Annotated in this window: 22 protein-coding genes; 14 read left to right on the top strand and 8 right to left on the bottom strand. The window is 62.9% G+C overall.

The window, feature by feature from the left end; translation table 11 throughout:
* Positions 1 to 6: 6 nt before the first annotated feature.
* Positions 7 to 735, bottom strand: coding sequence for a FadR/GntR family transcriptional regulator (locus MSG32_RS02940; RefSeq protein WP_054556160.1), 729 nt, complete (start codon positions 733 to 735; stop codon positions 7 to 9).
* Between the two features lie 224 nt (positions 736 to 959).
* On the opposite strand from MSG32_RS02940, the gene MSG32_RS02935 reads away from it, so the two are divergent.
* The 12 genes from MSG32_RS02935 (at position 960) to MSG32_RS02880 (ending at position 14,659) form a co-directional block, all read left to right on the top strand.
* A complete protein-coding gene (locus tag MSG32_RS02935; protein ID WP_248377482.1) occupies positions 960 to 1,988 on the top strand; it encodes a 4-hydroxythreonine-4-phosphate dehydrogenase PdxA in 1,029 nt (342 codons plus the stop codon).
* Between the two features lie 60 nt (positions 1,989 to 2,048).
* Complete coding sequence (locus tag MSG32_RS02930) at positions 2,049 to 3,221, top strand: L-rhamnonate dehydratase (protein ID WP_248377480.1); 1,173 nt, start codon at positions 2,049 to 2,051, stop codon at positions 3,219 to 3,221.
* 10 nt (positions 3,222 to 3,231) lie between these two features.
* The gene (gene araD1 / locus MSG32_RS02925; RefSeq protein ID WP_248377478.1) at positions 3,232 to 4,245 is read left to right on the top strand and encodes an AraD1 family protein; all 1,014 of its coding nucleotides are present in this window, start codon (positions 3,232 to 3,234) and stop codon (positions 4,243 to 4,245) included.
* 167 nt (positions 4,246 to 4,412) lie between these two features.
* Positions 4,413 to 5,411 carry a TRAP transporter substrate-binding protein gene (locus MSG32_RS02920; RefSeq protein ID WP_192837784.1) on the top strand — a complete coding sequence of 333 codons (999 nt, stop codon included), beginning with the start codon at positions 4,413 to 4,415 and terminating at the stop codon, positions 5,409 to 5,411.
* 38 nt (positions 5,412 to 5,449) lie between these two features.
* A complete protein-coding gene (locus MSG32_RS02915) occupies positions 5,450 to 6,484 on the top strand; it encodes an amidohydrolase family protein (protein ID WP_248377476.1) in 1,035 nt (344 codons plus the stop codon).
* A gap of 68 nt (positions 6,485 to 6,552) precedes the next feature.
* The gene (locus tag MSG32_RS02910; RefSeq protein ID WP_248377474.1) at positions 6,553 to 7,596 is read left to right on the top strand and encodes a TRAP transporter substrate-binding protein; all 1,044 of its coding nucleotides are present in this window, start codon (positions 6,553 to 6,555) and stop codon (positions 7,594 to 7,596) included.
* 145 nt (positions 7,597 to 7,741) lie between these two features.
* On the top strand, positions 7,742 to 8,428 hold the full coding sequence (locus tag MSG32_RS02905) for a TRAP transporter small permease (protein ID WP_248377472.1): 687 nt from the start codon (positions 7,742 to 7,744) through the stop codon (positions 8,426 to 8,428).
* On the top strand, positions 8,425 to 9,705 hold the full coding sequence (locus tag MSG32_RS02900; RefSeq protein ID WP_192837780.1) for a TRAP transporter large permease subunit: 1,281 nt from the start codon (positions 8,425 to 8,427) through the stop codon (positions 9,703 to 9,705). The genes MSG32_RS02905 and MSG32_RS02900 overlap by 4 nt, the downstream gene beginning before the upstream one ends.
* 146 nt (positions 9,706 to 9,851) lie before the next feature.
* Positions 9,852 to 10,898, top strand: a complete 1,047-nt coding sequence (locus MSG32_RS02895) for a TRAP transporter substrate-binding protein (RefSeq protein WP_248377470.1) — start codon at positions 9,852 to 9,854, stop codon at positions 10,896 to 10,898.
* 100 nt (positions 10,899 to 10,998) lie between these two features.
* Positions 10,999 to 11,934 carry a YncE family protein gene (locus MSG32_RS02890; RefSeq protein WP_248377468.1) on the top strand — a complete coding sequence of 312 codons (936 nt, stop codon included), beginning with the start codon at positions 10,999 to 11,001 and terminating at the stop codon, positions 11,932 to 11,934.
* Between the two features lie 43 nt (positions 11,935 to 11,977).
* Positions 11,978 to 13,036 (top strand): amidohydrolase family protein, encoded by a 1,059-nt coding sequence (locus MSG32_RS02885; RefSeq protein WP_248377466.1) that lies wholly within the window; start codon positions 11,978 to 11,980, stop codon positions 13,034 to 13,036.
* A 42-nt stretch (positions 13,037 to 13,078) separates the two neighbouring features.
* A complete protein-coding gene (locus MSG32_RS02880; protein ID WP_248377465.1) occupies positions 13,079 to 14,659 on the top strand; it encodes an aldehyde dehydrogenase (NADP(+)) in 1,581 nt (526 codons plus the stop codon).
* A 141-nt stretch (positions 14,660 to 14,800) separates the two neighbouring features.
* Here the strand turns inward: MSG32_RS02880 and MSG32_RS02875 are convergent, their stop codons facing one another.
* Positions 14,801 to 15,721 (bottom strand): LysR substrate-binding domain-containing protein, encoded by a 921-nt coding sequence (locus MSG32_RS02875; protein ID WP_248377463.1) that lies wholly within the window; start codon positions 15,719 to 15,721, stop codon positions 14,801 to 14,803.
* Positions 15,722 to 15,898: 177 nt separating this feature from the next.
* Between MSG32_RS02875 and MSG32_RS02870 the strand changes: the two genes are divergently transcribed.
* Positions 15,899 to 16,867 carry a DMT family transporter gene (locus MSG32_RS02870; RefSeq protein ID WP_248377461.1) on the top strand — a complete coding sequence of 323 codons (969 nt, stop codon included), beginning with the start codon at positions 15,899 to 15,901 and terminating at the stop codon, positions 16,865 to 16,867.
* A 174-nt stretch (positions 16,868 to 17,041) separates the two neighbouring features.
* On the opposite strand, the gene MSG32_RS02865 is transcribed toward MSG32_RS02870, so the two are convergent.
* The 6 genes from MSG32_RS02865 to MSG32_RS02840 all read right to left on the bottom strand — a co-directional run bounded on the left by MSG32_RS02865 (position 17,042) and on the right by MSG32_RS02840 (position 22,974).
* Positions 17,042 to 18,325, bottom strand: a complete 1,284-nt coding sequence (locus tag MSG32_RS02865; RefSeq protein ID WP_024952532.1) for a TRAP transporter large permease — start codon at positions 18,323 to 18,325, stop codon at positions 17,042 to 17,044.
* Entirely contained in the window at positions 18,322 to 18,951 is a 630-nt protein-coding gene (locus tag MSG32_RS02860; protein WP_216060354.1) for a TRAP transporter small permease subunit, read from the bottom strand. The genes MSG32_RS02865 and MSG32_RS02860 overlap by 4 nt, the downstream gene beginning before the upstream one ends.
* 3 nt (positions 18,952 to 18,954) lie before the next feature.
* Complete coding sequence (locus MSG32_RS02855; RefSeq protein WP_248377459.1) at positions 18,955 to 19,929, bottom strand: TRAP transporter substrate-binding protein; 975 nt, start codon at positions 19,927 to 19,929, stop codon at positions 18,955 to 18,957.
* Between the two features lie 456 nt (positions 19,930 to 20,385).
* A complete protein-coding gene (gene folE2 / locus MSG32_RS02850; RefSeq protein ID WP_248377457.1) occupies positions 20,386 to 21,285 on the bottom strand; it encodes a GTP cyclohydrolase FolE2 in 900 nt (299 codons plus the stop codon).
* A 139-nt stretch (positions 21,286 to 21,424) separates the two neighbouring features.
* Positions 21,425 to 21,853, bottom strand: coding sequence for a DUF4440 domain-containing protein (locus MSG32_RS02845; RefSeq protein ID WP_192837770.1), 429 nt, complete (start codon positions 21,851 to 21,853; stop codon positions 21,425 to 21,427).
* 80 nt (positions 21,854 to 21,933) lie between these two features.
* On the bottom strand, positions 21,934 to 22,974 hold the full coding sequence (locus MSG32_RS02840) for a zinc ABC transporter substrate-binding protein (RefSeq protein WP_248377455.1): 1,041 nt from the start codon (positions 22,972 to 22,974) through the stop codon (positions 21,934 to 21,936).
* A 126-nt stretch (positions 22,975 to 23,100) separates the two neighbouring features.
* Between MSG32_RS02840 and MSG32_RS02835 the strand changes: the two genes are divergently transcribed.
* A complete protein-coding gene (locus MSG32_RS02835) occupies positions 23,101 to 24,015 on the top strand; it encodes a metal ABC transporter ATP-binding protein (protein WP_348983950.1) in 915 nt (304 codons plus the stop codon).
* The last annotated feature ends 12 nt before the right edge of the window (positions 24,016 to 24,027 follow it).

Raw genomic sequence — 24,027 nt, 5'->3', positions numbered from 1 at the left:
CCCCTCTCAATGGGGCATCTTGTCGCGCGTGGTGTAATAGACGCTGTCGATATGCGAGAGCATGGCGCGTTCGGCGGCGTCCGGGTCACCGGCACGTAATGCCTCGACGATACGCACATGCTCTTCATAGCTGCGCTTGATCGAGCCGTGTTCGGCCATGACCTGGCGGCGAATGTTGAGCGCGTAGGTATAAAGCTCATCGGCATAGCGGATCAGGATCTCGTTGCGCGAGTATTCGGCGATGACGTGATGGAAGTTCTGATCCGAGAGCTGGAAGTTCACCGGCGAGTCGAAGTGCTGTGACTGGGCTTCCAGCAGGGCGTCGAGCTTCTTGAGCCCCACCTCATCGATATGCCGCGCGGCACGGCGGGCGATGGCCGATTCCACCACGATCCGGCTCTCGAAGACGCTCTCGATATCCAGGTTATTGAGCTCATCGCCCTGCTGACGCGCGGGATGGTTGCGGAAGCTGTCGATCACGGCCTCACTGGCACAGACCCGCGACTTGCTGCCGTGCGAGACATTCAAGAGGCCATAGCCCGTCAACAGCGCCAGCCCCCCGCGCACCGTCTCACGACTCACTTCAAACAACTGCGCCAGCTCACGCTCGCTGGGCAGCTCATCTCCATCGCGCAGCAGCCCCGTCAGGATCATCTCGATGAGCTTGTCGGCGAGAATTTCCTTCTTGGTCTGATTCTTCAGCGCTTTCTCGAAGGCGAAAGGCGTCTGCTTCATGCAGCCTCCACTGGTATAGATTTCATACCAGCATAACCGACAACCGCATATCACGCATCCACAAACCGACCATGGTCGCAATTTTCGAGAAAACCTTGACCGATCAGCGTGGGCTCGGCTAATTTTTATCTCAACTGGTCCGGTAAACCAACCAGCAGACCATAAAGTGCGAATTGATTGAAGAAACCAACAACAACGCCAACTCTCACAAGGCTGGAATTCACATGTCAGCAACACGCCCTGTCATTGCCCTCACCCTTGGTGACCCCGCCGGTATCGGCCCGGAGCTGATCGCGCGCCTGGTCGCGGAACCAGAGCAATTCGCCGAGACCCACAGCGTGCTGGTCGGCGATCAGTGGCTGTGGGAGCAGGGCCAACGCCAGGCAGGTCTCTTCACCCAGCTGCCGCGCGTCGCAAGCTTCGCCGAGGCCCGCCAGCATGAAGGCCTGTCATTGATGCTGGTGGAAAGCGTGGCGCAGCAGGAGGTGACGCTGGCCGAGGAAAGCGCCGCCTGTGGCGCCTCGACCCTCGCGGTGCTGTCTCGCTGCCTGGAAGCGGCCCAGAACGAGGAAGTCGACGCCATCTGCTTCGCGCCGCTCAACAAGCTGTCGATGAAGAAAGGTGGCCTGGGGCATGAGGATGAACTGCACTTCTTCGCCGAGAAGCTGGGAGTCGAGGGCTATTTCTGCGAGTTCAACACCCTGGGGACGCTGTGGACCTCGCGCATCTCCTCGCACATCCCGCTCAAGGACGCCGCCGAGTACGTCACCCAGGAGCGCATCATCGCCGCCAGCCAGCTGATTCATAACTCGCTGAAACTGGCCGGCTTCGAGCGCCCGCGCATCGCCGTCGCTGCCTTCAATCCCCACGGTGGCGAAGGTGGCACCTGTGGCCGCGAGGAAATCGACGTCATTGCGCCGGCCGTCGCGCGCTGCAATGAACAGGGCTACCCGGTCGAAGGCCCCTTCCCGGCCGACACCATCTTCATCAAGGCGCGCGATGGCGAGTACGACGCCATCGTGACCATGTACCACGACCAGGGGCAGATCGCGATCAAGCTGCTGGGCTTCAAGTCCGGCGTCACCGTCCAGGGCGGCCTGCCTATCCCCATCACCACGCCGGCCCACGGCACCGCCTTCGATATCGCGGGGCAGGGCAAGGCAGACGTCAATCCGACCCGCAATGCCTTCGCGATCGCCAAGCGCATGGGAACCAACCTGCGTGCGCTGCGCCTCGAGACCGCTTCTGCCTGATGCGCTTGTGCCTCTCGCTCATGAACCTGAATCAACGCCATCCACAACAAGGATAATTCGATGAAGATCACCAACATCAGAACCCGCGTCTTCGAATGGAAAGGCCACACCGTCCCCCCGACCGCCCACTTCTGCTCCAACGCCATGGACGAGCTGTGGGACAAGGGCGACTCGATGGGCACCTTCCGCTTCCACGGCTGGACAGTGGTGGAGATCGAGACCGACAACGGCCTGGTCGGGCTGGGCAACGTGGCGCTGGCGCCGCGCATCGCCAAGGCGATCATCGATCAGTACCTCACGCCGCTGATCATCGGTCAGGACCCCTTCGACTACGAATACCTATGGCAGCGCATGTACCGCTCCACCCACGCCTGGGGCCGCAAGGGCATCGGCATGGCCGCCATCTCCGGCGTCGATATCGCCATCTGGGACATCATGGGCAAGGCGGTCGGCAAGCCGGTCTTCAAGCTGCTGGGCGGGCGCACCAAGGAGAAGATTCCCTGCTACGCCTCCAAGCTCTACCGCACCGACCTCAAGGGCATGCAGGAAGAGGCCCAGTCCTATCTGGATCAAGGCTTCACCGCCATGAAGATGCGCTTCGGCTACGGTCCGCGTGATGGGGTCGAAGGTGTGCGTGCCAACCTGGATAGCGTGGCCGCTGTGCGTGAGGTCATCGGCGAGGATGTCGACCTGATGCTCGAGTGCTACATGGGCTGGAACCTGGACTACGCCAAGCGCATGTTGCCGAAGCTGGAACGCTTCCAGCCGCGCTGGCTGGAAGAGCCGGTGATCGCCGATGACATCGATGGCTACGCCGAACTCAATCAGCTGACCAGCATTCCCATCTCCGGTGGCGAGCACGAATTCACCCATTACGGCTTCCGCCAGCTGCTGGAAAAGCGCGCCGTCTCCGTCATCCAGTACGACACCAACCGGGTCGGTGGCATCACCGCCGCGCGCAAGATCAACGCCCTCGCCGAGTCCTTCAGCGTGCCGGTCATCCCGCACGCCGGCCAGATGCACAACTACCACCTGACCATGGCCTCACTGGCCTCCCCGATGAGCGAATACTTCCCGGTGCACGATGTCGAGATCGGCAACGAGCTCTTCTACTACATCTTCAAGGGTGACCCGGAGCCGGTGAACGGCTTCATCGACCTCGACGAAGAGACCCCGGGGCTGGGCCTCGAGCTGAACAGCGACTACTTCGATCAGTTCAACATCATCGAGTGAGGAAGCCATCATGAGACTCGTCCAACTTCGCACCGCCAATGGCCCGCGGGTCGCCGTGGTCGAAAGCCGCGACCAGCTGCGCCTGCTCGACTTCCCCGGTGGCACCTATGAGCTGGCCTCCCGCGCCATCGAGCTGGGCATCGGACTCAGCGCGCTGATCGAACAGCACTACTCGCACACCCTGGTCGACTACAAGCAGGCGATCGATCGCCGCGAACTGCTGCCGCCGGTCACCCACCCCGACCGCGCGCGCTGCACCGTCACCGGCACCGGCCTGACCCATCTGGGCAGCGCCGATACCCGCGACGCCATGCATGCCGCCGCCCAGGCACACAGCGAGAATGACGCCAACGTCACCGACTCGATGCGCATGTTCCGCATGGGCCTCGAGGGCGGCAAGCCCGCCGCAGGCCAGGTCGGCGCACAGCCGGAATGGTTCTACAAGGGTGACGGCAGCATCGTGGTCGCTCCGGAAACCGCGATCAGCGTGCCGGCCTTCGCCGAGGATGCCGGCGAAGAGCCCGAACTGGTCGGCCTGTACCTCAACGATGCCAATGGCCAGCCGCACCGCATCGGCTACGCCGTGGGCAACGAATTCTCCGACCACATCACCGAGCGCGCCAACTACCTGTGGCTGGCCCACTCCAAACTGCGCGCCTGCAGCTACGGACCTGAGCTGCTGATCGGCGAACTGCCCCAACACCTGGAAGGCACCAGCCGCATCACCCGCGAAGGCCAGACCCTGTGGGAGAAGCCCTTTTTGACCGGTGAGGCCAACATGGCCCACAGCCTGGCCAACCTGGAACACCACCACTTCAAGTACGCCCAGTTCCGCGCGCCCGGTGACCTGCATGTGCACTTCTTCGGCACCGCCACGCTGAGCTTCGCCGATCAGATCAAGGTGCAGGAAGGAGACCGCTTCGAGATCGAACTGCCGGCCTTCGGGCGCGCGCTGCGCAACCCGGTCGCATTCGAGTCCCACGACAACGACGCTGAGCAGCCATCCGCCATGGCGGTGCTGTGAACACTGCCGATCAGCACAACAAGTAGAGCAAGGATCAGGGTCTTGAGATTTCCGCCATCACACGGCCCTGATCCCGGCAGCACCAGCAGTACCAATAGCACCAACAGCAGCACCAGCGTCACCACGCCGCCAAGGCATCACGACAATAACGAGAAAAGGGTTTCGCCATGACAACCTCACGCCACCACACCACCGCCACCCTCCTGTCCGCCGCCCTGCTCAGCCTGGCGATGACAGGCACCGCCACTGCCGCCACCTCGCTGACCTTCGCGCATGCCCACCCGGTCACCGATTCACAGCATCTGGCCGCCGAGCGCTTCGCCGAACGTCTCGCCGAGCGCAGCGCGGGAGAATTGACGGTCAAGATCTTCCCCAACGGCCAGCTGGGCAATGACCAGGCGATGATTTCCGGTGTCCGCAGCGGCACCATCGACCTGGAGCTCTCCGGCAATCCCTACTTCAGTGGTCTGGTCAGCGAGCTCAACGTGCTGGACCTGCCCTTCCTGTTCGACACCCGCGAGCAGGCCTATCAGGTACTGGACGGCGAGGTCGGTCAGGACCTGCTGACTGCCATGCAGCCTCAGCAGATCGAAGGCCTCGCCTTCTGGGAAATCGGTTTCCGCAACCTGACCAACTCGCGCCGCGCGGTAGAGACCGCCGATGACATCAGTGGCCTGACGCTGCGCACCACCCCGAACCCGGCGCATATCGCCGCCTTCCAGGCCCTCGGTGCCAATCCGACCCCGATGCCCTTCGCGGAGCTTTATACCGCACTGGAAACCCGCACCGTGGATGGCCAGGAGAATCCGGTCAGCCTGATTCGCTCCGCCAACCTGTATTCGGTGCAGGACCATCTGTCGCTGACCGCGCACGCCTATACCGCCGCGCCCTTGATCATGAACAAGCAGACGTTCGACAGCCTCGCCCCCGAACTGCAGACGCTGATCAAGGAAGAAGCCCGCGAAGCGGCCCGCTATCAGCGCCAGCTCAATCATGACAATGAACAGGGCGATCTGGCCTTCCTCGAGGAACAGGGCATGCAGGTCGTGCGCGAACCCGATACCGCCAGCATGCGGGCCAAGGTAGCCGAGCCGGTGCGCGCCGAGTTCACCGCCAAGCACGGCAGCGAGCTGCTGGAACGCATCGACGCCGCTCTCGCCCACTGATCACGCTCGCCTGACTCGCCACTGGAAGGAAGCTCGCCATGCTCTCTGACTCACTCCAATCCCCGGTGATGCCTGCGTCTCTTGCCGAACTGGGCGAGCAACGCGAGCGCTATCTGGCCACGCAGCAGGATGATGACCTGCCGATCATCGATGCCCACATGCATGTCTGGGACCCGACGCGCAATTACCACCCCTGGCTGTGCGATGAGCCGATGATTGCCTTCCGCTACGGCGACTATGCCGCGATTCGTCGCCCCTACCTGCCCGCCGAGCACCTCAAGGCGGCGGGAGAGGCGCATCGCGTGATGGGCTGCGTCTACATGGAAGCGGAATGGGCGCGGGGTGATGCGCTCAAGGAAGTGAGCTGGGTCGAGGAGACTGCCCACGAGACCGGCTGGCCGAATGCCATGATCGCCCAGGCCTGGCTGGATCAGGATGACATCGCCGAGCAACTCGCAACGCTGTGTGAGTCACGTTCCCCCAAGGGCAGCCTGGTCATGGGCATTCGCCACAAGCCGGCCGCGCTGGAACGTCACGACCCGAGGCTTGCCACCCACGCCATGCCCGGCTCGCTGCGCTGCCCGCGTTATCAGTACGGCGTCAGTGAAGTCGCGCGGCGCGGGCTGATCTTCGAGCTGCAGGTACCCTGGTGGCACCTCGAGGAACTGCTGCCACTGCTGGACCGCCACCCCGAGATGCCGGTGGTGATCAATCACGCCGGTGTGCCCGGTGACCGTCATCCCGACACCCTGCGTCAGTGGTCACGGGCCCTCGCCAAGGTCGCCGCCTGGCCACAGGTGATGATCAAGTTCTCGGGGCTCGGCATCGCGGGTCAGCCCTGGCGGCTGGAAGACAACCGTGAGGTCTTTGCCATCGTGCTGCGCCATTTCGGGGTCCACCGCGTGATGTTCGCCAGCAACTTCCCGGTCGATGGGCTGGTGACCTCGCTCGATACGCTGCTGCAGGCCTTCAAGGACCTCAGCCGCTCCTTGAGTCCCGAACACCGTCTCAAGCTGTTCTGTGACAACGCCGTGCGCCGCTACCGCTTGAACGCTACCGCCTGGCCGGAATGACGACGACCGCCACGAGAGCGATTGCCACAACGACAGCCTCTATAACAACAACTTGCAAGGAATTCGCCATGCTTACCCGCCACGCCCTGTCCCATAAAGCTCTGATCAACAAAGCCCTGCTCAAGACAGGCCTGCTCAAGACAGTCTCCGCGCTGGGACTGATGCTGACCTTCGCGACCACTGCCCACGCCGAGATCACCGCGCGCATGGGCACCAGCCTGCCGGATGCCCACCCGCAGACGCTGGGCGCCAAGAAGTTCGCACAACTCGTCGAGGAAAGATCCGACGGCGAGATCACCGTCAAGGTGTTCTCCAACGGCATTCTGGGCAACGACGTCAACATGACCTCGATGCTGCAGTCCGGGACCCTGGATTTCACCGTACCGTCCACCGCGACCCTCAGCAGTCTCAATCCTGACTTCAACATCGTCAGCCTGCCCTTCCAGTTCGATGACAGTGCACATGCGGACGCGGTGCTGGATGGCGAGGCCGGCCGAGCCCTGCTCGCAAGCCTCGATGACAAGCAGCTGGTGGCACTCGAGTACTGGGAGAACGGCTTCCGTCACATGACCAACAGCCGCCGCCCCATCGAGACGCTCGAGGACATCGAGGGCCTCAAGATTCGCACCATGCAGAACGCGCTCTACATCGACCTCTTCAATGGGCTGGGTGCCAACGCCGTGCCCATGTCGGTCAATGAGCTGTTCACGGCCATGGAGACCCGCACGGTGGATGGCCAGGAAAACCCCTACACCGTGATCGACGCCAAGCGCTTCTTCGAAGTCCAGAAGTACCTTTCGCGCACCGCGCATGCCTATGACGCCCTGGTGCTGGTCGCCTCGGCAGGCTTCATGGAGTCACTCGATGAGGCGCAGCGCCAGCTGGTACGCGAGGCCGCCCGAGAAGCCACGCTCTATCAGCGCGAACAGAGCCGCGCCCTGAACGAGGAATTGCTGAGTGCCCTTGAGAAGAAGATGGCCGTCAACGTGGTCGCGGACAGTGAGCGCCAGCGCATGCGTGAGTCCCTGGCACCGGTGATCGAGCAGCACACCCAGGCGCTTGACGCAGACGTGGTGACGCAATTCCAGACTGCCCTGGCCGACGCGCGCTGAAGACTTTCATCAGCGCCTGTGTCATCGGTCTCTGACATCAGTCCCAGCCACCGACACGCGGCAGTGCCATATTCGCTGCAACCAGAGGGGCGCAATGACAGCGCTGCCGCACCGTCATCGAGATGCCTCCTTCGGGGATGACACCATGAACAAACTGACCCAAGAGATGCCGTTATCCATGTCGATCAAACCGCCCTCTGCCACGCACGCCGAGTCCCGCAAGGCCGCTGGCGCCGAGCAGGAAAAGACAGCTCCGCAAGACACGGCAGCTACGCAGGACACGGCCGCCCCCTCGAACATTGCCGTCGGCATCACGGCGCTGTTCAAGGGACTCGAGAAGACCCTGACCCTGCTGATGGTGCTGGCGCTGGTGGCGATGATCGTACTGGTATTCGTCAATGTGGTGCTGCGCTACGGCTTCAACAGCGGCATCTCGATCAGTGTCGAGCTGTCCCGCTTCCTGTTCGTGTGGGTCACCTTCATGGGCGCGGTCACGGCGCTGATCCGCCAGGAGCACCTGAGCGTCAATACCTTCGCCGACAAGCTGCCTGCGGCCATGCGCGCCGGGCTTGATCGGCTGGTGACCCTGGCGATGCTCGGCTGCTGCCTGATGCTGCTCAAGGGCAGCTATGCCCAGACGGTGCTCAACTGGAGCAACCTCTCTCCCATCAGCGGCATTCCGGTCGGCGTCTTCTATCTCGCCGGCCTGATGGCGGGCGTGCTGATGTCACTGATTCTGCTCTGGCGTCTGCTGACGCCGCTGGCACTGCATGCTGTCACGCCGCGCGTCGCGCCGAGCCACGCCTCTGATTCGCAAGGAGATACGCCATGACCATCGGGCTCTTCCTCGGCTCCCTGCTGGCCGCCATCGGCCTGAGCCTCCCCATCGCCTTCGCCCTGCTGGTCAGTGCCATCGTGCTGATGCTGCATCTGGATCTGTTCAACTCGCAGATCCTGGCCCAGAACCTGGTCAATGGCGCCGACAGCTACACCCTGCTGGCCATTCCCTTCTTCCTCACCGCCGGCGAAGTGATGTCGCGCGGCGGGCTTTCCCAGCGCATCGTCACGCTGGCGATGTCACTGGTGGGCCACCGCAAGGGCGGGCTCGGCTTCGTGGCCATCTTCGCCGCCATCGTCATGGCCAGCCTGTCCGGTTCTGCCGTCGCCGATACCGCGGCGCTGGCCAGCATGCTGCTGCCGATGATGCGCAAGGCCGGCTACCCGCTGGGCCGCTCCTCCGGCCTGATGGCCGCCGGCGGGATCATCGCGCCGATCATTCCGCCCTCCATTCCGCTGATCATCATCGGGGTCGCCGGTGGCATCTCCATCGGCAAGCTGTTCCTCGCCGGCATCGTGCCGGGCCTGATCATGGGCGTGACCCTGGTGGTGATGTGGCTGTTCATGACGCGCAAGGAAGATCTGGTGGTCACGAAGAAGGCCAGCGGGCGTGAGCGCCTCAAGGCACTCAAGGACAGCTTCTGGGCCATCATGCTGCCGGTCATCATCATCGGCGGCATCAAGAGCGGCATCTTCACCCCGACCGAGGCCGGTGTGGTGGCGGCGGTCTACGCCATCTTCGTCGCCACCGTGGTCTACCGCGAACTCGACCTCAGCCAGCTCTACGCCGTGCTCGCCCAGGCCGCCCGCAGCACCGCCATCGTGATGTTCCTGGTCGCCGCGGCGATGGTCGCCTCCTGGCTGATCAGCATCGCCCAACTGCCGCTGATGGTGGCCGGACTGCTGCAGCCGCTCGCCGATGATCCGCGCATCCTGATGCTCGCCATCATGGGCATCGTGCTGGTGGTCGGCATGGTGATGGACCTGACGCCGACCATTCTGGTGCTCACCCCGATCCTGATGCCCATCGTCAAGCTGGCCGGCATCGACCCGGTCTACTTCGGGATCATGTTCGTCCTCAATTGCGCCATCGGCCTGATCACCCCGCCGGTCGGCAACGTGCTCAACGTGATCACCAGCGTCGGCAACCTCAAGTTCGAGAAGGCGGTCAGTGGCGTCGCGCCCTTCGCCCTCGCCTATGTGGTAATTCTGCTGCTGTTCGTTGCCTTCCCGCAGATCATCACCGCGCCCCTTTACTGGATGACCGACTGACTCCGTGACAACCACAACTCCGAAGCCGCAAAGGAAGACTGAAAGAAGGCAAGACGCCAACGACACGCCGCTTGCTTAGACAGTCGCCCGCTAAGACAGCAGCCCGCTAAGACAGCCGCCAACAAAGACAACAAGAGAGCCATTCAATGACACCCATGATCAAGACGACCCTCGCCAGCCTGCTGTTGATCGACCCGCTGAGTGCTGCCCATGCCCAGATGACGCTCAAGCTGGCCCACGCCGCCCCGACCACCGATACCCAGCAGCAGGCAGCCGAACGCTTCGCCGAGCTAGTCAAGGAAGGCACGGATGGCGATATCACCGTCAACATCTTCGGCAATGGCGTGCTCGGGGGCGACCAGCAGATGATCGCCGGCGTGCGCAGCGGCACCATCGATATCGAGATGTCCGGCAACCCCAACTTCGCGGGTCTGCAGCCGGCGCTGGGCGCCTTCGATCTGCCCTACATCTTCCCGGACCGCAAGACGGCCTATCAGGTGCTGGACGGCAAGGTCGGCGACGATGCCCTGGCTCTGCTCAAGGAAGACAACCTCAAGGGCCTGGCCTTCTGGGAGGTCGGCTTCCGCGCGATGACCAACTCCAAGCACCCGATCAAGACGCCCGCCGATGTCGACGGCCTGGTGATGCGCACCAACTCCAACAAGTCGCTGATCGAGGCCTTCTCGTTGCTGGGCGCGAATCCTGTGCCGATGCCGCTGGGCGAGCTCTACACCGCGATGGAAACCGGCACGGTCGACGCGCAGGACCACCCGATCAGCATCGTCTGGTCGGCGGGCTTCTATGAGGTCCAGGACTACCTGTCACTGACCAACCAGGCCTACACCTCGCTGCTGATGGTGATGAACGACGACAAGTTCGAAAGCCTGTCACCAGAATATCAGCAGGTACTGGTAAGCGCGGCGCGCGAGGCCGGTGATTATCAGCGTGAACTGAACGCGAAGAACGAGCAGAAGATTCTCGCTGAACTGGCCGACAAGGGCATGAAGATCGAGACCGACGTCGATACCGCCGCCTTCCAGAAGGTCGTGCTGCCGACCTGGGACAGCTATATCGCCGCCAATGGTCGCGACTGGATCGATGCCATCCAGGGCGCCAGCCAGGCCAGTGCCGATGTAAATGCAAAAGCCGAACCGCAAGGCACGCAGAAGACCACGGCCGCCGTGACTCAGTAACGCCCATCCGTTCTATCGCCTTGCTTACCTGTCACCCAGCGAGGGCGCAAGTCCTTGATAACCAGGCCCTGACGGCACCCTCGCTGATTGGAGAAATGTCATGTCCCGAGACGTTCTGCTGCTCAACCAGAAATGCGCACACACCCTGAGCCTGTTCGACGCCACCAGCGGCGAGGAACTCCACCATCTGCGCCTGCCGGATTACCCGCATGAGTTCGTGGTGGATTCCACCGGCCGCTACGCCTTCGTGGGTCACTACGGCATCCTCGGTGCCGACTGTATCGGCGACCAGGGCGGCTGCTCGGTGTTCGTGGTCGATCTCGAGACCTTCACGCTGATCAATACGCTCAGTACCTGGCCGTACTATCGTATCCATGGTCTGGGCATCGATGATCAGGACCGCCTCTACGCCATGAGCGAAGGTCACAACACCCTGCTGCTGTTCAATACGCCCCTGACCCAGACCACGCCAGATCTGGCCGTGTCCTCCGGTGGCTACAAGACCCACCTGTTCGCGCTCACCAAGGCCGGCGACTGGGCCTACGGCATCAATCTGCTCAGCAATACCATCACCAAGTTCAAGCCCCACGATGCCACCTTCACGCCCATCGCGATGATTCCGGGCCGCAAGCCGGAGGGCAACAGTCTGTCCGCCGATGGCCGCACCCTGTTCATCAGCAACCGCGATGACGACAGCATCGTGGCGGTGGATACCGAATCGATGACCGTGCGCGCCTCGGCGACCACCGGTCGAGATCCCAACCGCATCTACCGTGACCCCAAGGGGCGCCTGATCACCACCAATTACGGGGAAAGCTCGCTGTCATTGTTCGATGAGGCGCTGGCGCCGCTGGGCACCATCCAGCTTGAGGCGATTCCCATCGCGATGAGCTTCCACCCCGATGGCGAGCAAGCCTTCGTCTCGCTCAAGGGCGATCGCATCGCGGTGCTGGATCTGGAGAGCGTCCAGGTACGCAGAAGCTTCGCGACACGCGCCGAGCCGGACGTGTCCTGCCTGCTGATGCGTGACCACTGAGTCAATCGGCACTTGATGCTTCCAACCAGGACATGAGCCAGTCATGACGGATACCACATTCAGGCACGAGCCTTCACACAGTCAGCCGCTGATCGATGCGCACCATCACTTCTGGGCACTGGATGGCCAGGTGGCGTACCCCTGGCTGGAAGAGTCGCCGGTGGAGAACTTCTTTCTCGGCGATTACGCCGCGATCCGCCGGCCCTTTGTGGCCGCGGACTTGAAGCGCCTGGTGCCTGAGGGCTTCCGGCTGGTGGGCAGTGTGCACTGCGAAGCCGAGGCCGCACGCGCGCAGGCACTGGAAGAGACGCGCTGGATCACCCGACAGCAGGCCACTCATGCACTACCGAGCGTGCATGTCGGCTGGGCCGCCTTCGGCACTGACGAGTGCGCCGCACAGCTGGACGCTCAATGTGAATCGCCGCTGTTTCGCGGCGTGCGCGCCAAGCCGGTCACCGCTGCCACGCCCCAGACCCGCCAATCGGTGGCGGGCACCAGCGGCAGTCTGCAGGACCCGCGCTGGTGCGAAGGGTTGGCGCTGCTCAAGGAGCGTGACCTGAGCTGGGACCTGCGCGTGCCCGCCTGGCATCTTGAAGAGGCGGCCGCGACGCTTGCGGACTTCCCCGGCCTGCGCGTCATCCTCAACCACAGCGGGCTGCCGTGGGATCGCACGCCAGAAGGCCTTGCCCAATGGCGCGCAGGCATGCGGGCACTTGCCGACAACGCGAATGTCGCCGTCAAGCTGTCGGAGTTGGGCACGCCCTGGCATGCCTGGGATGCCGGCGCCAATCGCGAGCTGCTGTGTGAAGTACTGGATATCTTCGGTGCCCAGCGCTGTCTGTTCGCCAGCAACTTCCCGGTCTCCGGCCTCAAGGTCAGCTATGGCGACTGGCTAGCGCTGGTGACCAGCGCCATTGAACAGATGACAGGCCCCGATCTGCGCCGGAACACCCTCGACAAGGTGCTCCACGACAACGCCATTCACTGGTATCGGCTGCCGATTGCCACTATCGCCTCGCCTACGGACGCTGCCGCTGTCCCCAGCTCCACCGCAACCTTTATTACGACCTCTACTGCAACCCACACGACACCCACGGCCTGACTCAACCTGCCTCAGGGCTTCACTTATCAAGGAGAAGACACGATGTCACTCAACGGTCATCAGCTTATCGGACAACGCAGCTTCGCCGCTCAGGGCGAGGCGATCCACGCCATCAATCCGGCCACGGGTGAGCGTCTGGAGCCTGCCTATCCGGGTGCCAACGCGAGTACGGTGGAAGAGGTCTGCCAGCTGGCCAGCCAGGCCTTCGATGCCTATCGCGCCACGTCGCCCGACGCCAGAGCCGTCTTCCTCGAGACCATCGCCGAGGAAATCGATGCACTGGGCGACACCCTGACCCAGCGCGCCATGCAGGAGACCGGCCTGCCCGAGGCACGCCTGAACGGTGAACGCGGCCGCACTTGCGGGCAGCTCAAGCTGTTCGCCAAGGTACTGCGTCGAGGTGAGTGGCAGGATGTGCGCGTCGACCCTGCGCTGCCGGAACGTGCGCCCCTGCCGCGTGCCGACTTGCGCCAGCGTCAGATCCCGCTGGGCCCGGTGGCCGTCTTCGGGGCCAGCAACTTCCCGCTGGCCTTCTCGGTGGCCGGTGGCGATACCGCTTCCGCGCTGGCCGCGGGCTGCCCGGTGGTGGTCAAGGGACACTCGGCCCACCCGGGCACCTCGGAACTGGTCGGTCAGGCCGTGGCGCGCGCCGCCAAGCGTTGCGAGATGCCGGAAGGCGTCTTCTCACTGCTGTTCGGTCCGGGCAATGAGGTCGGCCAGGCGCTGGTCAAGCATCCCGAGATCCAGGCGGTCGGCTTTACCGGTTCGCGCAGTGGTGGCACCGCCCTGCTGGCTCTCGCTCAGGCTCGCCCGCAGCCGATTCCGGTCTATGCCGAGATGAGCAGCATCAACCCGGTCATCCTGATGCCGGCCGCACTGGAAGCCCGCGGCGAAGCGCTGGGCAGCGCATTCGTCGGCTCGCTCAACATGGGCGCCGGCCAGTTCTGCACCAACCCGGGACTGGTGCTGGCCATCAAGGGCGAAGCACTGGAACGCTTCAAGCAAGCCGCCATTCCCGCCATCCAGGCAAGTCCGGTGCAGACCATGCTGACGCCGAGCATCCACAAGGCCTATGCCGAAGGCGTGGCGAGCCTGTCCTCACAGCCCGGCATCACCTGCCTGGCCAGTGGCGAAAGCGACTCGCCCATCGCCAGCCCCTGCCAGACCCGACTGTTCAGCACCCAGGCGAGTGACTTCCTGGCCAATGAGGCCATGCAGGCGGAAGTCTTCGGCTCCAGCTCGCTGATTATCGAGTGCGATGATCTCGCTCAGCTCAAGCAGGTCTGCAGCGCGCTGGAAGGCCAGCTGACCGCCACTCTGCACCTGGATGACGCCGATCACGACGCCGCACGTCAGCTGCTGCCGGTGCTGGAGCGTCGCGCCGGACGCATCCTCGTCAATGGCTGGCCGACAGGGGTCGAAGTCTGCGATGCCATGGTCCACGGTGGCCCCTGGCCCGCCACCTCCGACAGTCGCACCACCTCTGTCGGCACCGCCGCGATTCACCGCTTCCTGCGCCCGGTCTGCTATCAGGACCTGCCGGATGCCCTGCTGCCAGCGGAACTCAAGCACGACGCGCCCTCCGGCATCAGCCGCCTGGTGGATGGCGAGCGGGAGGGGTGATACCCCGCCATTGAACAAGGTGTAGTGCAGTTCACGCCTACCAGAAGAGCCACCCCACGGGGTGGCTCTTTCTCGTTCAGGGCCCATGTCTAGACACTGTGCTCAGCTCTCCTGCTCAGTCCTTCTGCTCAGCCCTCCTGCTCAGTCCTTCTGCCCTGTCACACCGCCCTCCCCAGCCTTGGCGATCAGCCAATCCCGGAACAGTCGCGCGGAGGCCGAGAGCGGCCGATCGAGATCAAACACGAGATGCTCCGCGAGGCCGGTGATCGCGCGCTGATCCGTGACACGTACCAGCTCGCCCTTGGCGATGGCGTCCGCCGCCATGAAGTCCCATGCCAGTCCGATGCCGGCGCCTCGCTGGATGGCGGCGTAGGTCAGCGTCAGCTGATTGAAGGTGATGTCGGACTTGGGCGCACGGTAGCGAATACCGAAGTGGGCGAACCAATGAGACCAGTCCATGCAGTTCCAGGAGGAATCCAGCTGAATCAACGGCCGCTGGGCCAGCTCTTCCAGCGAAAGTCCCTGCTCCTTGATCACCTCCGGACGCGCCACCGGATAGATATCTTCGTGAATCAGCGGCGTGGCACCCAGCGCTGGCCATTCGCCGTCGCCATACAGGATCGCGAGATCATGGTCCGGCACCATGCTGGCATCCATCTCGTTGCTGGCGTGGATGTGCACGGTGATCTCGGGGTGCTCGGCGCTGAAGCTCAACAGGCAGGGGAACAGCCAGTACTGGGAGACGGCATGCGTTGCCAGCACGCTGACGGTGTCAGGATGCTGCAGTGCGCGCAGACGCTGCCCGGCCATCTCGAGCCCTTGCAGCGCCGGGAGAATGTGCTGCTGGTAGAGCATTCCCGCATTGGAGAGCGTGACACCGCGCGCCTTGCGCACGAACAGCGGCGTGCCAAGTGACGCCTCCAGCGCGCGAATCTGCTTGCTGATGGCGCTCTGGGTCAGACACAGCTCATCGGCGGCGCGGGTGAAGCTTCCCAAGCGACTCACGGACTCGAAGGCCGCGAGTCCCTCCAGTGAGGGAAGATGGCGAAAGCGTCCTGCCATGGGGGCTCCCTGTATTTGGAATTGTGTCTGTATCAGTGTTTGCGCTCGAGCAAATGATGTATGGCAGCTCTCTCGCCATGCATTCCTTGATGGAATGGCTGGATGCGGCAAAGTCGCTGCTTGATCACGAAGTAACGCATTAGAGTGGCACCTTGATCAAGACAAGGGCGACTCATCATGAAGAAAGCAATAGTCCATGCCGGCATGGCAGGTGCCCTCTGGGGAGGCGTCATCGTGTTGCCCTCACTGCTTGGTGACATCCATCCAGTGGTCATCAGCTGCGCACGTTTCGGGCTCTACGGACTGTTTGCCGCGGCGATCGCGTTGCCCCATGCTCGCCGCCTGTCTGCTCGCCTCACTACGCGCGATACCCGCTTGCTGCTGGAGTTGGCGCTGACAGGCAATGTGGCGTATTTCATCCTGCTGACGGCAGCCGTTCAATATGCCGGCGTGGCCATTGCGGCATTGATCAACGGGCTGGTGCCGGTGGCGGTGATGTTGATCGGGAGACGCCATATTCAGGCGAGCCGCCTGTCCGCGAGCCTGTCCCTGACGTTGATCGGGGTGGGAATCGTCTGCATGAACGTGCCTGTTCTACTTCGCTTCCTGCAGGGCGCAGGAGAGTGGCAAGACCTGATTGGCGTGCTGTGTGGCTCGCTCGGCGTGATGTCCTGGGCATGGTTCGCGCTGCGCAATGCCCAGCAGCTCAAGGCCGGTCGTTTTTCCGCGCGAGAGTGGTCCACCCTGCAAGGCATCGCGACCGGGGTCGTGGCAGTGATGATTCTTGTACTGGTCGCCGTCTTGCAGCCGCGGATACTGCCGCTGGAGCTCTCGTCTGAACGCTGGCTGGCCTTCGCTGCCGCAGCCCTGTTCATGTCGGTCGGAGGCTCCTGGATCGCCAATGCCCTGTGGAATTCCTCGGCCCAGCGCCTGCCGGTGTCGGTAGGCGGACAGATGATCGTCTTCGAGACCTGCTGTGCGTTGCTCTACGGATATCTGCTGGCATGGCAATGGCCGCAGAGCAATGAAGTGCTGGGCATGCTGTTGATTCTCGGCGGTGTGATGTGGACGCTGCGCGCCGAGCAGCGTGTGTCCGGCCCTCGTCAGATACCACCAGGCAAGCCTATTGCTGAGCCGGAGCAGTGAAATACCCCGTCTGATGAAGCCTGGTTTGGCCGGTGGTCATTCTCCACACATTTCACTCGCCTATTTCACTCACCTATTTCAGACACGCCAAGGCCGCCTCAAAGGGCGGCCTTGGCGTGTCTGGTGAGCAGTCTCCCTCACTGCCCTCTCAACCATAGCGCTCAACCACAGCGCTTAACCATAGAAGTGCTCGACAAGACTCATGGGAATCGCCGGCACGTAGGTGACCAACATCAGCACCAGGAAGAGCACGAAGATCATCGGCAGATTGACCTTGGTGGTTTCCCACATGTCTGTCTTGGCGATGGAGCATGAGGTGGCCAGCACCGAAGCCACGGGTGGTGTCTGCTGACCGATGGCCAGATTGAGGGTCAGGATCAGGCCGAAGTGGATGGGGTCGATGCCGATCTGCTGGATCAACGGCATCACGATCGGTACCACCAGAATGATGGCAGCGGCACCATGCAGGAACATGCCGAGCAGGAGCAGCAGGATGTTGAGCAACGCCAGCACCGCCACCGGGTCCGTGGTGATCGCGGTGATCTCCTGGGCCAGCTGTTGCGGCAGCTGCATCTCGGTGAGGAAGAGCCCCAGCACCGCGGAGGTGGCGACCAGCAGCATCACGACGGAGGTCTGGATCACGCCATCGATCACCGCGCGATACAGCACCTGCAGGTTCAGTTCACGGTAGACCAGCCCCCCGATGACCAGCGCCGCCAGCACGGCGATGCCCGCGCCTTCGGTAGCGGTCACGAAGCCGCCGAAGATACCGCCCAGAATGATGACCGGCAGCGTCAGAGCCCAGAAGGCCTCGCGGAACGCCTTGCCGAGTGTCGACAGCGAGAAGGCAGCCTCACGCGGCATGTCGTACTTGCGGGCGTAGTAATAGCAGAGCATCGCCAGCCCCAGACCACCCAGAATCCCCGGGATGATGCCGGCGACGAACAGCTTGACGATGGACGTGTCCGCGATGGCCCCATAGAGAATCATCGACAGCGACGGCGGGATGATGATGGCAAGCGACGCCGAAGACGACGTGATCGCCGCCGAGAACTGCGGCGTGTACTTGCGCTTCTTCATCTCGGGAATCAGCACCGAACCCGTCGCGGCTACATCGGCCACCGCAGAGCCGGAAATCTCGGCGAAGAACAGTGATACCCCGACATTGACCATCGCCAGACCACCGCGCACGAACCCGACCATGGCCGTGACGAGGTTGATCAGTCGCATGGAGATGCCCGAGGTATTCATCAGCGCGCCGGCCAGAATGAACAGCGGAATCGCGATCAGCGGGAACTTGGTGGCGCCATTGAAGAGCGTCAGCGGCACGTTCACCAGCGCGTCCACGCCCATGAAGATCACCACTCCGACGACCCCGACGGTGCCGATGGCGACCGCGATGGGCACGTTGATCAACACCAGTGCGAACAGCGCCGCGATAATGATCAGTAGCGTCATGAACGGTGCTCCTTGAGGTCTTGCTCGGCGAGACGGATGGCTTCCGCGATCTCTTCCTCTTCGCTGTTGACGCCTGCACACATCTTGCGCCAGGCATGAGGCAGACTCAGCAGTTCGCACAGGATGAAGAGCGCCGCACTGATCGGAATCACCGACTGGGTGACATCCAGACCGATGGTCGGCAAGGCGATGAGGGAGTCCCAGGCCAGCACGTCCAGCACCTGGTAACCGAACCAGCCCACCACGGCAAAGAATCCGATCACGATTAGCTCAGAGGTAACGAACAGCGTACTGCGCAGTGCGATGGGCGCCTTGGTGATCAGACCCGGGAAGCCCATGTGGGAACGCTTCAGGGCCGCCAGACCAGCGCCATAGAAGCTGAGCCAGGCCAGATTGATCGAGGCGACCTCGTCATACCAGGGCAAGGAGCCACCGAAGGTGCGCAAGGCCACCGCCGCCAGCACGATCACCGTCAGCGAAAGCAGCAACCCGACGGTGAACACTTCCAGGCAGCGCTCCACCACCTGGTTGACTCTGTCCAGCAGGGTCACATCAGCCGTGGCCGTCAGTCCTTCCCCACTCTCGGTGGGGAAGGTTGCCTTGGCCGCATGGGAATGCGAGCTCATGACTTACTCCTTGGCCAGTGCCATGGCCCGGTCAACCATCGCCTGGCCACCGTCGACCTTGTCGGAGAACGCCTGATAGACCGGCGCGCTCGCGGTGACGAAGGCATCCCGATCCACCTCATTGACGGCCATGCCGCCCGCCTTGAGGCTCGCCAGCAGCTTGTCATCCAGTTCTGCCCCCTTGGCGAAGGCCCAGCTCTGGGTCTCGGCAGACACCTCGGCAATCGCGGCCTTCACGTCCTCGGGCATCTTGCCCCAGCCGGCCTGACTGCTGGTCAGCCAGATGGGCGAATAGACATGATTGGAGAGTGACAGGTACTTCTGGACCTCCTGGAACTTGGCGCCATCGATGTTGGACAGCGGGTTCTCCTGGCCATCGACCACCCCGGTCTGGAGCGCCACGAAGACTTCCGAGAAGGCCATCGGTGTCGGGTTGGCGCCCCACGCCGTGAACATGCCGGTACGCCATTCGCTCTGCGGGGTGCGCAGCTTCAGCCCGTCCAGGTCTTCCGGCTCCACCACGGGATGTTCATTGTTGGTGATCTGGCGGAAGCCGTTCTCCCAGGTGGAGACCAGCTTGAGGCCCTTGGCCTTGGCATCCTCGGCCAGGTCAGTCATCACGATCTCGTCATCGATGCGCTTGAGGTGCTCGCGATCCTTGACCATGAACGGCATGTCAAACAGTGCAAAGCTTGGCGAGACGGACGACATCACCGAGGAAATCGCGGCCAGATCGACCGTGCCGAGGCGCAGCTTCTGGATCAGCTGGCGCTCATCGCCCAGCTGACCGCTGTGGTAGTACTCGACCTGATGCTCATCCCCGAGTCGGGCCTGCAGGCTATCGGCGAAATGTTGCGCAGTCTGGCCCTGCAGACTGTTGGGGCTACCGCCGATCGCAAACACGATCTTCTCGGCATGCGCGGTGGTGGTACCCAAGGCGGCGGCTAACAGCGTGGCGGCAAGCATGGCTCGCTTCATTGTCGAATCCCTTTGATTGTTCTGTTGTGGGGTATGGACGTATCGGGTCTGGCTTGCCACTTGATCGCTGCGGACCTGAGTCTGTGTCGGCGAGACTGACCCACGTGCGTCACGTTCAAATTCCACTCCCTCAAGTGGACTGCAAACCATACCAGATGAAGCAAAACTTAGACGTCCACCGCCGCATCGGTCAATCACAGCGCAGCAGAAATAGACCTTTGTCTAGCGAAATACGCAACAATCCTCCTCTCACCACCCCATCTGGACTGGATGGCAAACCACATACCGACATCATCCGTCTGCTATCGTCAGCCGCGGTGTCTGGAGTTTTTCAGCCCGGCAAAACCAAAAACCCCGCCGATTTCCTCGACGGGGCGTGCATGCGGATCAGAGAAGTAACGCCTCGAAATAGGGCGTAACTGAGGAACGAAGCTGAAGAACCAGGCTGGACGTCACTCAGTCGCGGCGACCCCAGGCCACGGCGTCATGCGGGTGAAGGCTTTCGATATGCCGTACATGCACATGCGCCTCGCCGTCTGAGATCGCCAGGCCATTGATCAACCTGCGTGCGGCGTCTTCGACGAACATCAGGTTCTGTCCATTGAGCGCCGCGAAGGCTTGCTCATCGGCGCGTTTCACGGCCGTCTGGACCGGCGTGGCCACGGCCTGTTCGATGGCATTAATCAGCGCGATCAGCCCCAGATCCTGCGCCGTGGGCTTCAGCTCGATCTGGACCTGCGCCTCGCTACGCTGGCTGTGAGGCGTGGCCAGGGTGGCGTTGTGGGTGAGCCACTCGGCGACCTGCGCAGGCGTCAGCGTAGAGTCATTGCGATGAGCCGTCAGGAAGGCCTGCTCGATCAGCTGGCGCGACAGGGCCGCCGAGCACGGACAGGTGGAGGAATACCCCACCGTGACACTGGCCTGCAGCATGAAGCAACCCTCGTTCATGCTGGCCTCCAGCGTGACGGGGTAGGACTTCCAGCCAGAGAGCTTAGGTGTGACTAGCGCCGGACGCTTCACCAGCAGCGCGAATTCCAGCCTGATGCGTGCATTGCGCGAGGCACAGTCGCGATGGCTTGCCACCATCGCTGCGAGCACCTCCTGCAGATTGCCCGGGGTCAGTGGCTTGCCCTCCGCCAGCCCATCCAGCAAGCGGTAAAGGCGCGACATGTGAATGCCCTTGGTATGCGGCATCGGCAGGTCGACCTGCGCATCCACGCGGGCATGCAATTCACGGCGATAATCGCCCTCCTCGATGAGTACAGGCAGATCGATCCCCTGCATGCCCACCCATTCCAGGGGACTCAAGGAGCGCGAGCGCTCGGTCAGGGAAACGTCGGGGAGTATTGCGGTCATTCGTCAGATATCCAAAGCGGCCCTCGTCAGTGACCACCTCCCTCACGATGCAGGAAGACAGCACTGAGCTCAGCCGAAGTGTGGGGTGTGTAGCGAGGGGTGAAGAACAGAGCGCGGACGGCTCGTCGTCAGCGCAGGATCATCCCGCCAGTCGCGAGGAATGATGGCCGGTGATCTTCCACTCGCCGAGAATCTCCTCGAAGGTGAACAGAAAACGGGCCGCAATCGTGACCGTCTCGTCAGCGGCGCGATATTCGAAGGTGTAGTGCCCTCCAATCACGACGGTACCCAGCTTGCGACTGACTCGGGGTGAGTACTCCCCCAACTCGCAGGCCAGTGCTTCATTGGCGAGAAAGCCATCGAAGTAGGCCTGGCGTTGCTGGCGATTCTCACGCACATCATCGGCGACCGTCGGCACCAGAATCGCGTCCTCTGCATACAGCGAGAGAAGCGTCTCCTTCTCCCCGCGCGTGACGGCGATCGCCCAGCGCTCCAGCGTGCGTGTCGCGGCATTGATGCAGAATTCTGCGTCACGCTCACTCAGCGGTGGCGATGTCGGGTGGGGCATGCGGTGGCTCTCCCTTGAGGATGAGGCGCTTGAGGAAAGACAGAGGCCGACAGCGCCCCCGTCATCGTGTCACGGGGCGATCAGGCGTCGGCACACCCAAGGATGCCCTGCCCCAGGCGCTCGATCAGCTGCGGATACAGCGACTCGCCCAGCGGCAACCCGACACCCAGCGGCTCGAAGACGATGGAGGTCTTGACGCCGGTCCCCTCGAAGACGCTCTCGATCAACGCCGGGTTGTACTGTGGCTCTCGGAAGACGCACTGGATGTCGTCCTGCTTGACGCGCGCCTGGATCTCCTTGACGCGGGCCGGGCTGGGCGTGGAGGCATCGCCCAGTGAGATGGCACCAGAGGCCGGCACATCGAAGCGATGCTCGAAGTACTGATAGGCATCATGGAAGACGATGTAGCGAGTGCCCTGCACCTGAGCCAGACGCGCTGACAGTGACTCGGTCAGCGCCTCGAGCTCCTGCTGCCCCGCCTGGGCATTGCTGCGATAGGTCGCCGCGTGCTCCGGGTCCTGTGCCGCCAGTGACTCCGCAATGGCGCCCAGCCAGGTGTGAGCATTCACCGGGTCCAGCCAGCCATGGGGATTCTCGCCGTCGTGGCCATGCTCGTCGTGATCCGCATGGGCTTCGTGATCGTCATCATGATGCTCGTCGCGATCCGCATGGGCTTTGTGGTCACCATGTTCGTCATGCTCTTCACCCTGCGTTTCGCCATGTGCGGAAGACGCTTCATCAGCGTGATGATGTGCCTCGAAGGTGGGCCCCTCGCGATAGGTCAGGTGCAGGGTGCCGGACACCTCCATCAGCTCGACGGCATCGGCATCCGCGGCCAGCGACGTACGCGCCTTGGCAAGCCAGGGCGTCAGCTCATCACTGACGAAGAACACCACATCCGCATCGGACAGTGCCCTGGCCTCGGAGGGACGCATGGAATAGCCATGCGGTGAGGCGCCAGACTGGATGACCAGATCGGGGCTGCCCAGCTCCCCCATGACGCGTGCCACCAGTGAGTGCACCGGGGGGATGTCCACCGCGACCGATGGCACCTCGGCCACTGCCACGACAGGTGCCAGCATCAGGGGCAGAGAGAGGTAGGGCAGTAACCGATGGCGCATGGCGGTTCTCCAATAGAAGCGAAATCACGGAAGGAAGATCGAAGGCTGCAATGGCTACCCTCAATATGTTATAACATAACATTAATGGTCACTGACCCGTCAACTCTTCAGCGCCAAGAGGTCCCCATGTCGCTGTTATCGATCAAGAATCTGTGTGTCACGCTCGGCAGGCATCGCATCCTCGATGCGATCGATCTCGAGGTTGAGCGCGGCGAAATCGTCACCCTGGTAGGCCCCAATGGCTCAGGCAAGTCCACGTTGCTGCGCAGCATCATCGGGGCGGTGTCCCCGACGAGCGGGCAGATACATCGTCAGCAAGGCTGCAGAATCGGCTACGTGCCCCAGCGCCTGAGCCTGGACCCGACACTGCCGATGACGGTGGTGCGCTTCCTGAATCTGCCCCATCGCCATTCGCGCGCGGCGGTGGCAAATGCCCTGGCGCAGGCCGGCATCCCCGGCGTCGAGCAACAGCAGATCGCCGATCTCTCGGGAGGACAGTTCCAGCGTATTCTGCTGGCCCGTGCCCTGATGGATTCGCCCGATATATTGCTGCTCGATGAGGCGACCCAGGGGCTGGATCACCGTGGCATCGCGGACTTCTACCGTCAGATCGACCGTGTCCGCCACACCCTCGGCTGCGGGGTACTGATGGTCAGTCACGAGCTGCATGTGGTGATGCGCGCCTCCGACCGTGTCGTCTGCCTGCATGGCCACGTCTGCTGTCAGGGCACGCCTGAGCGTGTCATGGCCTCACCGGCCTACCAGGATCTGTTCGGTCTCGATACCGCTGACGCCCTGGCCTTCTATCGCCATGAGCATTCTTCTGCTCACCCTCACGATCACTCTCCTGCTTACTCTCACGATCACTCTAACTCTCGCACCCACTCGCCCGCTGACGCTGCGCCCACCTGTCGGCCCTCCTCCGGACCTGCACCTGCACCCGCGCCTGCAGCCAAGCCTGTGCTCAAGCAGACAACGCAGAGTCGGGAGCCAGCGCCATCGCTCCAGCTCATCGCACCGACCGCAGAGGGGTGTCACTGATGTTGGAGGGAC

This window comes from Cobetia sp. 1CM21F (genome assembly GCF_023161745.1).
Classification (GTDB): Bacteria; Pseudomonadota; Gammaproteobacteria; order Pseudomonadales; family Halomonadaceae; genus Cobetia; species Cobetia amphilecti.
This window is presented reverse-complemented; position numbering and strand designations above follow the sequence as displayed.